The organism is Vibrio harveyi NBRC 15634 = ATCC 14126 = KCTC 12724 (genome assembly GCF_001591145.1).
GTDB classification, from domain to species: domain Bacteria; phylum Pseudomonadota; class Gammaproteobacteria; order Enterobacterales; family Vibrionaceae; genus Vibrio; species Vibrio harveyi.
Window position 1 is genome coordinate 19,320 of record NZ_BCUF01000054.1, and the last position, 12,237, is coordinate 31,556.

10 protein-coding genes are annotated in these 12,237 nt (G+C 45.1%); 5 read left to right on the forward strand and 5 right to left on the reverse strand.

The features are described from left to right. Positions 1–160: 160 nt before the first annotated feature. Entirely contained in the window at positions 161–1,147 is a 987-nt protein-coding gene (locus VHA02S_RS21275; RefSeq protein WP_038899408.1) for an SPOR domain-containing protein, read from the forward strand. A gap of 58 nt (positions 1,148–1,205) precedes the next feature. Here VHA02S_RS21275 and VHA02S_RS21280 read toward each other — a convergent pair whose 3' ends face one another. The 5 genes from VHA02S_RS21280 to VHA02S_RS21300 all read right to left on the reverse strand — a co-directional run bounded on the left by VHA02S_RS21280 (position 1,206) and on the right by VHA02S_RS21300 (position 9,080). After that, positions 1,206–3,851 (reverse strand): hypothetical protein, encoded by a 2,646-nt coding sequence (locus VHA02S_RS21280; RefSeq protein ID WP_038899407.1) that lies wholly within the window; start codon positions 3,849–3,851, stop codon positions 1,206–1,208. Between the two features lie 248 nt (positions 3,852–4,099). After that, entirely contained in the window at positions 4,100–5,641 is a 1,542-nt protein-coding gene (locus tag VHA02S_RS21285; protein WP_038899406.1) for a hypothetical protein, read from the reverse strand. A 4-nt stretch (positions 5,642–5,645) separates the two neighbouring features. Next, positions 5,646–6,218, reverse strand: a complete 573-nt coding sequence (locus tag VHA02S_RS21290) for a sigma-70 family RNA polymerase sigma factor (RefSeq protein ID WP_005446332.1) — start codon at positions 6,216–6,218, stop codon at positions 5,646–5,648. Positions 6,219–6,220: 2 nt separating this feature from the next. Next, positions 6,221–7,696 carry a hypothetical protein gene (locus tag VHA02S_RS21295; protein ID WP_038899405.1) on the reverse strand — a complete coding sequence of 492 codons (1,476 nt, stop codon included), beginning with the start codon at positions 7,694–7,696 and terminating at the stop codon, positions 6,221–6,223. Positions 7,697–7,727: 31 nt separating this feature from the next. Continuing rightward, on the reverse strand, positions 7,728–9,080 hold the full coding sequence (locus VHA02S_RS21300) for a serine/threonine-protein kinase (protein WP_017189912.1): 1,353 nt from the start codon (positions 9,078–9,080) through the stop codon (positions 7,728–7,730). Between the two features lie 231 nt (positions 9,081–9,311). On the opposite strand from VHA02S_RS21300, the gene VHA02S_RS21305 reads away from it, so the two are divergent. The 4 genes from VHA02S_RS21305 (at position 9,312) to VHA02S_RS21320 (ending at position 12,213) form a co-directional block, all read left to right on the forward strand. Continuing rightward, a complete protein-coding gene (locus VHA02S_RS21305; RefSeq protein WP_038899404.1) occupies positions 9,312–10,319 on the forward strand; it encodes a LacI family DNA-binding transcriptional regulator in 1,008 nt (335 codons plus the stop codon). 54 nt (positions 10,320–10,373) lie between these two features. Further along, positions 10,374–11,300: a LysR family transcriptional regulator gene (locus VHA02S_RS21310; protein WP_038899403.1), complete on the forward strand. Its 927-nt coding sequence runs from the start codon at positions 10,374–10,376 to the stop codon at positions 11,298–11,300. A gap of 203 nt (positions 11,301–11,503) precedes the next feature. Further along, positions 11,504–11,881, forward strand: coding sequence for an SMR family transporter (locus tag VHA02S_RS21315; protein WP_005430013.1), 378 nt, complete (start codon positions 11,504–11,506; stop codon positions 11,879–11,881). 2 nt (positions 11,882–11,883) lie between these two features. Further along, positions 11,884–12,213, forward strand: coding sequence for an SMR family transporter (locus tag VHA02S_RS21320; protein ID WP_005434604.1), 330 nt, complete (start codon positions 11,884–11,886; stop codon positions 12,211–12,213). Positions 12,214–12,237 lie beyond the last annotated feature (24 nt).

The following is a 12,237-nucleotide window of genomic DNA, read 5'->3' on the forward strand; positions in this document are numbered from 1 at the left end:
GACGCGATAAAATCGACGTATTATTTGCCTATTTAATAAATTTCTTTCTAAACTGAGAGCCGGATGCAATTCCGGCTCTTTTTTTGCTTATCACTTTTTATGCATGTTTTATTGACGCTCTGTCGCGATAATTTCATCACCTACTGTTTAGAGTGAAGCTATGGAAATGAAAAAGGCACTACATTCTTCCCGTATCGTCCAATCTGGCTTGAGCCTTGGGCTGCTGGTGGCGTGCGCTCAATTTTCGACTCCGGTTTTGGCGAGTGAATTTCTTTGCCAAGCCTCTCAGGCCAGCAATAAAGAATTGCCTGTGCTTGAGCAATCTTGCCCGATCGGTAAAGGGCTATGGGGAAAGAAAGTGCCGCAAGGAGGCAATGATTTCTTCTGGATCCAGTGTGGTCTATTGCCAAAACCGATGTCTTTAGCCAAAGCAAAGCCGATTTACGGCAAAATCACCACCGATGTTTGGATGAAGCCAGAACAAAAAGGCTATCGTTGCCTCATTGGTCCTTATACGGAATTTGCTAAAGCATCTCAGGACTTGCAACGAGTCAAAACCTTGTCGACCTATAAAGAAGCATTTATTCGTGTGGTTGGTAAAGGTGGCACAGTCCCTGCGAAACAGACTAAGCCAATGACCAAGCCAGTGGCAAAACCTGTAACACCTGTCGTACCAGCTGCTACTCGTGCTAATACGGACGCATTTAAGACAAAAGATGCGCCTGCGAAAGTTGCGCCAAAGCCAAAGTCGCTAGAACCAGTTGCCGCTAAGCCTGCTAAAATGACCAAGCCAGCTCAACCAACTATCAAGAATGACAACGTTGAAGTGCGTTTGAAAACGGTACTGAAGGGCAAGACATTTGTGGTGCCTTATTTAATCGAGAACAACAACCAGTTCTACATGGAACATGGAAAACCATGGAATCGTCTTAGCTACTCAAGCTCAATGAAAGTTTGCCAACAGCTAGGAATGCACTTAGCAACTGCGTCAGAGTTTAAAACATTGCGCGATTCTGGCGTGATGGAGAAGAACAAGTGGCCTTTGCAGTTACCTTACTGGGGTAAAGATAAAAAGGGCTTGTTTGCTGACCGAGAGCCAAATCAGCTAACGGGCACCTCGTTGCTTAACGTGATTTGCGTGAAGTAAAAAATGGATTAAAAAAGCCCCGCAAGAGCGGGGCTTCGTGTTTATGAGCTTCTAGTTATCACTTTTCAAAACTAAAAATAATGCGTTCTGCTTCATCAGTACGCTCTGGAGTGGCTTCGATAGTGTAAAGCCCCGCAGGAATTGCTGCTGAATGATCTAAAGGCATGAAATCGATGTAACAAGAGCCTTCAGCATCTCTATATTGTGGTTGGCTGCTGAAGTAGTTGTCAGCACTGTAGCTGTCACCGTGAACTTGGATACGACCGTAGTCGAGATAGATATCTTTTAGGATTTCACAAGTTTTTGCATTACGACCATAGATTGAAGCTGAAGTGTATGGACTGCCTTGGTAATCAAATTGTTGAACGATGCCAGAAACTTTTAGTTCAGTTACCACAATATCATTTGCACCTTCTTCAGATGGCATCGCAATGAATGTTTCACGGTCTACCCAATTCGCATCTTCTTGAGATTCGCTAACGTCATTGTTAAGCGCTTCTTCTACATATTGAGCATTTGTGTGGTAAGAATACAGTTCTGTTGACTTCTCATCGCCTTCTTCATCTGTGAATGACACAAGGAAATGCTCGTCGTCGTCAAAAGAGTGTTGTTTGATGACATCCAATGTCATTTTCATACCATCTTCTTGGGAGATAATTTTGTCACCAACGATTGTGTATGGAACACCTTCTGTAAACTCTGACATGTCTGTGTCACAAGTTGATAGGTTGTCGCTATCTCGATCGTTCCAGTACATCGTTTTCGTGTTCGCATCTAGGTAGATTGAATCACACCATCCTTTAGCGAAGTTGGTACCGTTGTGACCAATTTCTACGAAATGTAGGAACTTACCTTCTAGCGGATGTCCTGCAGGAGGAGGTGTTACGTCATCTGCTGGTTGAACGTTTGGCAGTGTGATCGTTACGTATTCAGAAATTACGGCATCGTCAGCATCTGGGTTTACACCTGCCGCAATCACGAATGAACCGTTTTTCGTTGCACTAGTTGGTGTGCCAGAAACCGTCAGTGTGCCGTTGTTATCAACATTGACTTTTAGACCCGGAACGGTTGTTGCGTACTCATCTTCTTCTGTACCAGCGTAGTATTCGATTGCACCTGACGTGTGCTGAGCTTCAAAGACTTCAGTAATATTGAAATCTGCATCAACAGCTTCACCAACTTTTAGTGTTGTTAGCTGTACTGTGATTTCTTGTTGAAGTTCTGCAAGATCACCGCGATCAATTTCAATCGATGCTTCAGGTTGTTTTTCAATGTCATCTAGCTCGAAGACTTTGTAAGTCGTATTGATACCGTCAAATGCAGAGATCGTGATTGTTTGACCTTCAGGGTAAATGCGAGATGGCTTACCTGTGATTTTCAGCTCAGTCTGACCTTGTGTTTCTACAAGTTCAAGTACTAAGCCATCAACAGATGTGTATGCTTTAAATGCAAGCTTTTCGTCGTCAGAGAACAAGTTGTCAATACGGAATTGTTCATTCTGAACTTCAACACCTTGGTATAGCTCAATACTGTCAATCCACTCTTCGATTGTATCAGCGGCTTCTGTGTTGATTGTTGGCGCTGGATTTTCAACGTTTACTTGTAGGTCGAAAGCGGTTGTTACAGCACCAAAGGACTTATCTTGTTCTTGTGAGTTGTAGTCAGTTGCCGTTAGCTTGATTTGGTAAGCAGGACGAACTGGAGTTAGCTCACCTGAAATCGTTAACTTGCCACCATTGATAGCCGTAGTTGTTAGATTTTTGACCACAGAACCATCAAGTGTGATGACGCTTACTGTGATGTCGATGTTTTTGTTATCGTCATCTTCAAAAAGGGCAAGATCGCCAGCAGCAAGAGGCAGTTCTAAATTGATTGAGTGGCTATCAAGAGGCTTCAGTTCTGTATTGATAGCTTTTACAACGCTCTCATTTGCAAATAACTTGCTGTTGATAACGGGTTCGCTAACTACGCCATTGTTGACTTCAATAACTGGTTTGAAGTTTGGATCATCTAGTTTGTCTGCGTTGTTTTTATCATTAACGACGTCAGTTGCTTTATCGGCAATTGCAATAGCGGTTTCTGCAGAGTAGCTGTCTTTTGCTTGTGCTTTAGACTCGGTTAGAATCTGAGCCGTTTTATGTAAAGCGGTATTGTTAGCGGCGATTACATCAGTAAATGCAGTATCACCCTCGATACCTAATGTCTCATTTACTTTGTTTTTCGCTGCTTGGATTTTTTCTGGTGTTGGGTTAGCACCAGCTTGGATTGCAACAAGGTCAGTTAACGGAGAGATAACTTTCTCACCCGGAAGTGTACGGAATACAACCTCATGAGCCATAGCTTGGGTTGGGTTGTCCATATCAACCGTGTATGTGCCCGCAAAAAGTTGTGGATCGCGAGCAATCAGTTCAGCTTGAACAGTACCACCCGGAATAATGGTTTGAATCGCAAGGTTCTTTTCAGCAGAGTATTGTTTGTCTGTTAGCGTCACCTTACCCTCATCATTGGTTAGACCAATAATTGGGTCGTTGCTATCTAGCTTTCCATTGTTGTTTACATCTTCAAAAACGACTGCTTCTTTGAAGTAGCCATCAAAGCCTGTAATCACTACACCAGAGTTGTTGTTGCTTGAACCACTATCTGAACCACCACAACCGGTTAGCGCGATAGCCACTGACGCTGCTAGTAAACTCACCTTATTCATTGTTTATTTGTCCTTGTTTCGTTTCCGAATGAGAAAGTCGCTTTTTATTGTTTTATTTTCTAATCTCACTAGTGAGATTAGAAAAGCTGCGCATTTTTAATCGGATTTGGAAGCGGCTTCAAGACACGGAAAACCAAAGAAAAACCGTAAAAATTTTTGGAATATTTTTTCTTGGAATTTCTATCAATAAAAATATCAATTAACTTCAAATTTAGGTCTTTATAAACAATGACTTGTGTTGTTTTGGTTTATTTATAGGCTGCTGTATTTTTTGGGTAGTGGTAAATCATGTTTATTTTTAGCTCTTCTACTTTGCTCGCGTACTGAGGAAATGGGCGTAGGATGTAGCTATAAACCTCCCCCTGAATAAACTCATCATTAGCATGATAATCATTGTTGAAGTAGACATAAGCGTATGCGGATGGCTTAGGTGCAGTCGCGCAATCGGTATTATTGGAGTAAGAAATTACCTCGCTAAACATCCCTTCACCTGCAAGGATTGAGGTGTCCCAAAACTGACAGAATTCATGAGCAAATAAGTCGCTATTAGACGTGACTATGTTGAGATCTGAGTCGAAACCGTTGTAATACTCACCACCTTGAGCATGCCTTCGGTCAAAAATATAGTTACCCGCGAGCGCATGGCGATAACCACCGGCAGTCGGAATGAGCAGATCAAATAGGGCGGACTGATACAGCTCTTTTCCAGTATTGACGTTCAAACGCTCTTCCATTGAGCGCTTGTTTTTTTGCATGGTGTAGCTTTCGAAACGATTGTTATCAAAGACGGTAATAAAGTAGTTCTCAGTGTCTTTGTGAACTCGTGACGGGTAGGTTTTCTTCGTAGTCCAGATCTGACGGCTACCTTTGATGTGGATGATCAATGAGTCATCACTGATCTGGTATTCCCCGACTTTATTCAGCTTATGCTCGTCTGGGCAGCGAGTTTTGTTGTTTGAAGCAGCATAAAAAACTTCATCATCAATGAATTTAAATGCTTCACAGTACACAACTTCGTAAGGGTACTTGCGTCCACCGAGCAACGTTGTGGTTTCAAGGCGATATACCACACCATCAATGAGCGGATGTTCTGTATCGTTCTGCTCTGCAGTGACTGCTGGCAGCTCGAAGCGTGTCGTGACCCAAGCGTGATCTTCTGTCCCATGGTGGTCATCACGTGCAGAGACTGCCAAATATGTGGTTTGGTTGAAGTCTTTTGGCGCGCCTTGCAGCATGATTTGCCCTTGGTTGAGAACGCTCAGTCCGTTGGCGTTTTCTAGCCAAATTCGCGTGGTGAGTAAGTCTCCTTCTGGATCTTCGAACAGCTGTTCCAACCCTAATGAGTAGTTGATAGGGTTGTTTTGTGTCAGTTCCCAACTATAGATAATGGTTTGTAATTGCTGCTCAACCGCTAGGTTTATTATCGGCTTGCCGTTCTCTGTTGCATCGTCGTGTGCAGATTCACTGATGTAGGTTATCGTTAGGTTTTGGGAGTAATTGGTCTCCAATGATCCCAAGGCATCTTCAACCTGATCAGGACGGTCTGATAACGTGGACTCAAGCGCTTTTTCAAACGCCAGTTCATTGCTTCTTTCCAATGCAGATGCGGTGAGTGCCTGTTTTACTTCGATAAGGGAAGTGCGTTCACCGTGAGGCGTATTTCTCTTTTCCTCGTTATTATTCGCTGGTTGTATGTTGGCAGCCGCAGCTGTGGTTTGTTCGTCTGTTAGCCAGTAAAGCGCCATCAAGCAGGTACTTAATGCACTTGCAATCCAGTATTTCTTCTTCATGATTTTACGCGTGTGCCATTCTTGATTGCAGCCAACTGCGGGAGAACTTAAGGTCTTTTTCAATCAAACTGGCGCTGCATTCGAGTAGTTCACAGATCTCTTGGTTTTTCATGCCCATCAGATATTTGAGCTTTAACGCGTTGGATTGGCGCGGGTAGCGCACACTAAAGTTATCGAGTGCTTTATCCATGATGATGAGTTGCTCGAAGCGATCTTCTTCTTCTTTCATCAGCGTGATGTGTTGGCGTTTTTGCGCTTGATGTGAGCGAGCGTTGTCGATCAGGATTTGGCGCATTACTTTGGCTGCCATTAAGAAGAAATCGCGCTTGGTTTCAATCTCACTCATGTCGCAATTAGACATCTTTAAATACGCGTCATGGATCAGAGCTGTGGTGCTGTTTACGCTGTCCGACAGTACCTTATTGTCGGTTCCGTATTTCTCTGCGTTGCGCTCGCGTTCTTGTTGAGCAATTTTACGCAGTTGTAGGTAAGCGAATTGGTACAACTCACTTTCCGCCTGTTTATCGCCTGCTTGCCACTGTTGGATAATTTGCGTCAGAGTAGATTTAGAAGTCATGGCTATACATCCTCACTTACTTTTACAAACTCAGAGATGGAATAGGTTTTAACGCGATCAGAACCATCGCGATTACGGCTAATGTCTTGTTGGTAACGATACAAAATGCCTTGCTCCCAGCTTTTGCCTGCAGGTAGGTATTCCCACGTGGTGTAGTTGATTTCTGCTGGGGTTGGTGACCAACGCACCATTACGTTCATTTGCGCGAGTTCAGCACTTGGCTGGTCATTGTTGACCCACCACATGTCCAAATACTCGTTGGTGACATCTTGGGTGTATAGACTGGTATCTGTAGGGCAGGCAACGGCATCGACAGGTAAACGCAACACTTGGTTATGACGCATTAGTAGACACGACTGCTTCATTGAGTCTTGTAGGTATTGAGTTTGTTGCCATACACCTTGGTAGGCAATTTCGCTATCGACAGAGTCAGGATAGGTAAACCACAACATCTCAGTACGGTTGTGGTGCTTAACGTGCTCGTTTGGTCCCAACCCCTGTACTTTTTCCATTAATAGCTGGGTGCTCGGATCGAAGTTGAGTGCAACCGATCGATATTTCCAATCGCCTTCATCGTCATAATCTTCTAACGAGAAGCCATTGAGGTCACTACGGGTACAGCCTGAATCGGCGCAGCCGACCAAGCTTTCCCATTCAGAGAACTTTTCAATCGGTTCGACAATTTCTTCGGTTACGCTCTGGTTAAGTGCTAGGAAACAGCCTTGGAAGTAGTCGCCAACACTTGGATGCTGAATCAGGCTCTCTTTAGTGATGGTGAAGTTAATCTCGCCAATTGGTGGGCGGTAACGCGGGTGGTGTTGATAGCGAATATCGAATGCACAGGCGCGACCCTGCCAATCCTTTTTCTTGATGATGATGTTCTTAAATCGCACGTCACGAGGCTCAAAAATGATCTCATTTGAGGCGAAGTTCTTTTCGATGTAGCGTTGGCTTTCATTTAGATGTTCAACTGCTTCTTGCACCGAAACCCAATCCAAATTGAGTTGGTGTTTGGCGTCATCTAGGAAATTGAGGTCGAGACGCTTGAGCTGTGCTTGGAAGGTTGGATCGGATAATACCTTGTTGATTAGCACGATTTCTTGACGGTTTTCCGGAGTGCTGTCGAGAGAGAGCAACAAGCGGGTCATATTGATGCTGCGACTGGGTTTTGTGGTCGCCATGGTCGGTGTGAGCACTTCTTGGCTCGACATTGTGGTGAGCAAGTAGCCGTTATCATCATTGCCGAGGAAGAAGCTGATGACATCGCCAGGACGATACTGAAATGCGCCTTTGTTTGTGTGACCAGACAGGTTGGAACTGGTTTTGTAATACAGACCAGTTACCGGTGAATCGATGAAGAAACCTTGTTTTATGGTAGGCGCTGTCGCTTCTGCCGACGGAGTCGTAGAAGTAGAGTTCGCCCATGCTGGTGCTATCGCTAACGCAGACAACCAGATCGCAATGGAACGTGTGTACATTTTAATTTTTAAGCCTTTCTTATGTTTAGCCTTACTGTTGAGTGCGGTCCTTTGGTGCACAATTTGGCTGACAACTTATTGATTTAGTGAGGTGCTTCTCTGGCACCGGTGTCATCATCGCCAACAGCATTTTCTGTTTTATGTGTTTGGGGATATCTGGGTTAGACAGAATCCGCCTGCGTGTCAGTTCCATCATGGCACTGACGGACATATGCTCGACGTTTTGCCCTTTGGCATGAAAGACAAGGCGCGTCACTTCGTACATGATGTCTTCTGCAATCTTCTTCTCTTGTTGCAGTTGTATGTTCTTTTGAATCAGAGTGTTACCAAACAGCAAACCAGATAACACTAAGATTGCGGACAACAGCGACGGCAGCGGTCGGCGTTGTACTAAACGAAGCGTACTGTACAGTGGCCAGTGCTTCTTTTGCTCTATTGGGCGTCGTTCTAAAATACATTCAATATCTTGGCGCAGTGTCCGAACATTGAGGTAGCGCTGCTTTGCTTTCGCTCGCGTTGCGCGTCTCACCACCCAATAAATATCTGACCATATTGGCTGATCAGGAAACATCAGCGCCAGAATCTTACCCAGTGAATACACATCACTTTGCTCAGTCAAAAACGCTCCGGCTTGCTGTTCTGGGCTGGCGTATTTTTCACTGAAGGCAATTAATGCCGGAGACGAATCATCACTGTTTGATTGCACCTTTTGTGTCAGGTTGAAATCGAGCAGTTTTGGTCGTTTATTGCGATCAATTAGGATGTTTTCTGGTTTGAGATCCGCATGCAGGACTTGATGCTGGTGGGCGTGTTCCATTGCCTGACAAATCTGCTTAAACAGCAACAACTTGTCATCGTCTTCCATTGGCGTGAGCAACAAATACGAGTCTAAGGTCTGACCAAAAACGCGTTCCATCACGATGTAAACCGAATCACCGTGCAAGCCGCCATCAAACACTTTGGCAATGTAAGGATGGTTCAAACGAGCCAGAAGCTGAGCTTCATCAAACAGCGCGCGTTTGCCTAATACATTACTGAGATTGGTTTGGATGAACTTGATCGCAAGGTCTTGCTCGAACGTCTCGTCAGCGCGCAGTGCCGCATATACGACCCCCATACCTCCACGCCCTAACTCGTGGGTGAGTCGGTACTTGCTAACTTCTTCGCCCGTTAGGTCGACCTCTTGTTTGGTTGCCAAATTCGCGCCGAAGCCGAGCAACTGTGTCAGTTGTTCTTCTTCGTTTTCGCTAGCTAAAAGAGGAGCGATTTGGAGGTAAAGCTCAGGTTGACTCTGCTGCAATTCGTTGAGGTATTGCTGCTTTTGAGAGTCGTCCAGATCAAGCAGGTGATAGTAAATCTGGGTTTCGCTAGAGCCTAACTGCACTGTACTTCGTATCTTATTGTTTTAGGTACGCTATTTTATAAGAAACTCAATATTAATGTCATTTATTTATTCAGCTTTGAATCACAATGTTGGAATTGCAATTTGATGGTTATTTGAGCGGTAAGGTTATGATTTTATTAATGATGTAGCAGATGGGTTTTGCCGAGCTTGTCGACGAGGAGTCTATTCGTCATAATGTTACTAGTAACATTACTGATAAATTAGATATTTATGGCTCAGCAGAATAAGAAAGCAAGAACGACATTGCAGGATGTCGCAGACAAAGTTGGCGTAACAAAAATGACCGTCTCGCGTTACATGCGCAATCCAGACTCGGTGGCAGAAAAAACACGGGTGAAGATTGCCGCCGTGATTGAAGAGATGGGCTACATCGAAAACCGTGCACCGGCGATGTTGTCGAAGTCTTCCAGTAAAGCGATTGGTATTTTGTTGCCTTCACTGTCCAACCAAATTTTTGCGTCTTTTGTTCAGGGCATTGAAACGGTCACTAAAGCTAATGGCTATGAAACACTGCTTGCGCACTTTAGTTATGACGAGCTGGAAGAAGAACGCAAAATCGCGTCGCTGCTCTCTTATCAAGTTGATGGCTTAATCCTAACTGAAAGCCATCACACTCAACGCACTTTGCAGATGATCAAAAACGCTGGCGTTCCTGTGGTAGAGACCATGGAACTGCCAGAGCAGCCGATTGATATGGCGGTTGGTATGGATCACGAAGACGCTTCTTACAGCGTCGTAAAGCGCATGTTGGAGTCGGGCAAGCGTACTATTGTTTACTTCGGTGCTCGCTTGGATACGCGTACTAAATTGCGTATGCAAGGCTACGATCGCGCGATGACAGAAGCAGGATTGGAGCCAAAACACGTGCTAACGGGCGATCACTCTAGCTTTTCGTTGGCGCATGATTTATTGGAGCGCGCACTGGCAACCTACCCAGAACTTGATGGTGTATTTTGTACCAACGACGACATCGCGATTGGTACTTTGTTGAGTGCTCAGCAACGCGGCATCAAAGTGCCAGATCAACTTGCGGTGGTGGGCTACAACGCATTGGACATCGGGCAAACTATTAGCCCGAAACTAACCAGTGTGGATACACCGCGTTTCGAGATTGGTGAGAAAAGTGCCGAGCTATTGATTGCACGCCTTAAGGGTGAAGAGCAAGCCGAGACGGTCGTGAACATGGGCTATCAAATTACAGCAGGCGAGAGCGTCTAACTAGCTCTGACTCACGTTTATTTTTCATCATTCGTTTCTGATAAGGACACGGGCATGCCACATCAACTTGATGCGCTAGACCTTAATTTAATGCGCTTACTTAAAGCCGTAGTAGAAAATCGCAGCATCAAGTTGGCGGCGATGCAGCTTGGTATTTCGCAACCCAGTGCCAGTCGTGGGGTGATGAAACTTAAAGACGTGTTTGATGATCCGCTGTTTGTGCGTAAAGCACACGGGGTAGAGCCATCCCCAATGGCGATTCGCCTAGCGGCGGAGTTTGATAACATGTTGTCTCCGCTAGAAAAAGTAGTGCAGGAGTTTTCGGAATTCGACCCACTTGAATACCAAGGTCAGATTGCGATAGTGACCGACCCTTACTTGATGGACGAGCAAGGTCAGCGTTTATTGCGCGGTTGCCATCAAGCCTTTCCTCAAGCCTCATTTGCTTTCTCAAGTTGGAACATTTATTCCCAAGGCGAGATGTTAGAGGGCGAGCACGACTACTGCATTCTCGATCAAGAAACTGAGTTGTCGAAAGACATCTACATGCGCCCATTGTTTGTTGAAAAGCGTGTGATTTTGGCGCGTAAAGATCACCCGACGCTGTCGCAAATCAGCAATGACTGGGATACGGTGTCGGAATTGCCACTGGTCTCTTTGCCTGCGCCAGCATCCTACAACCCGCTGTGTACGGTGGAGTCAGAATATCGCCGCATGGGTTACGAGCCGGTCGTACTACTTAAATCCTACAACTTGCGTGTCGCTTGCCAAATGCTGCTTGAGACAGATGCCATCATGTATGCCAGCCAAAGTACTGCACATTTGATGCACGAGCTTGCCTCTTATCCAATGCCGATGGTCAACCGAGAGTTCAGCCAATTTGTTGTTTCTGGAGGTTATTTACAGACCTACCGTAACCACCCATTGCATCGCCATTTGCACCAAGTGGTGCAGCAAACCCTCAATACGCCATTAACGTGATCGGATAGGCAAACTACCCTTTGAGATATTCAAAAATGAATATCTCAATTACCTGTCTGTTTCACTGAAGAAGGGCTAATCTGACTACAAATAGTCAGGAGAAGCGGCTCTTTTTATCTTATCAATTCTTTGAATGTCTGATTCTTAAAGGACATTCACCATTCTCCGTTATGCAGTTTTTTAATTTCTGGGGAGGATGAATTATGCTCATTGCACGTCTATTTTTATTGCTCGCCATCGTTGCCGAAGTTGCCGGTACCAGTACGATGTCGTTTATTGGTGAAAGTAATGCGTGGGAAGGCTATCTGGTGATGTACGTTCTGATCGCCATTTCCTATTACTTCTTGTCAAAAGCGGCAAAGAAAATCTCTATCGGTGTCGCGTACGCAACATGGGAAGGTTTGGGTATCGCCTTGATTACCCTGGTTTCTATTGTCTTATTTGATGCCAACTTAAGTACGCAACAGTTGCTTGGTTTGGCGCTGGCGGTGGTCGGTATTGTGTGTGTGACGCTCGGTGAATCACACGGTCAGCCTCAACAAAAAGATGAGTTGCCAAGCTCATCGAATGCGAGGTGTTAATCATGAGCCAATTTTTTACTGTTTCATTTGGATTTGTCGTCATGGCGGCGTTGGTCGACATCATGGCGAACATGGCGCTGACTCGCTCTAAAGGTTTTAAGCACAGAGGGTGGGGCATCACTGCGATTGTCTTGGTGATGGCGGCGTTTACTTTGCTTGCTCAAGCGGTAAAAGAAATCGACCTTGCGATCGCCTATGCCTCTTGGGGCGCGATCGGTATCTTAGGTACCGCGATTGGTGGTGCTTTGCTGTTCAAACAAAAGCTTAAGCCGATTGGCTGGTTTGGTATCTTTGTGGTGATTGCTGCAGTTGTGGTGATGAAGACGGCTTGATGTCGTTTGCCTGAGTCTTAGATA

Excerpts from the sequence above, each read along its gene's own strand:
- VHA02S_RS21275 (WP_038899408.1), top strand. The coding sequence starts at position 161 with ATGGAAATGAAAAAGGCACTACATTCTTCCCGTATCGTCCAATCTGGC.
- VHA02S_RS21280 (WP_038899407.1), bottom strand. The coding sequence starts at position 3,851 with ATGAATAAGGTGAGTTTACTAGCAGCGTCAGTGGCTATCGCGCTAACC.
- VHA02S_RS21285 (WP_038899406.1), bottom strand. The coding sequence starts at position 5,641 with ATGAAGAAGAAATACTGGATTGCAAGTGCATTAAGTACCTGCTTGATG.
- VHA02S_RS21290 (WP_005446332.1), bottom strand. The coding sequence starts at position 6,218 with ATGACTTCTAAATCTACTCTGACGCAAATTATCCAACAGTGGCAAGCA.
- VHA02S_RS21295 (WP_038899405.1), bottom strand. The coding sequence starts at position 7,696 with ATGTACACACGTTCCATTGCGATCTGGTTGTCTGCGTTAGCGATAGCA.
- VHA02S_RS21305 (WP_038899404.1), top strand. The coding sequence starts at position 9,312 with ATGGCTCAGCAGAATAAGAAAGCAAGAACGACATTGCAGGATGTCGCA.
- VHA02S_RS21310 (WP_038899403.1), top strand. The coding sequence starts at position 10,374 with ATGCCACATCAACTTGATGCGCTAGACCTTAATTTAATGCGCTTACTT.
- VHA02S_RS21315 (WP_005430013.1), top strand. The coding sequence starts at position 11,504 with ATGCTCATTGCACGTCTATTTTTATTGCTCGCCATCGTTGCCGAAGTT.
- VHA02S_RS21320 (WP_005434604.1), top strand. The coding sequence starts at position 11,884 with ATGAGCCAATTTTTTACTGTTTCATTTGGATTTGTCGTCATGGCGGCG.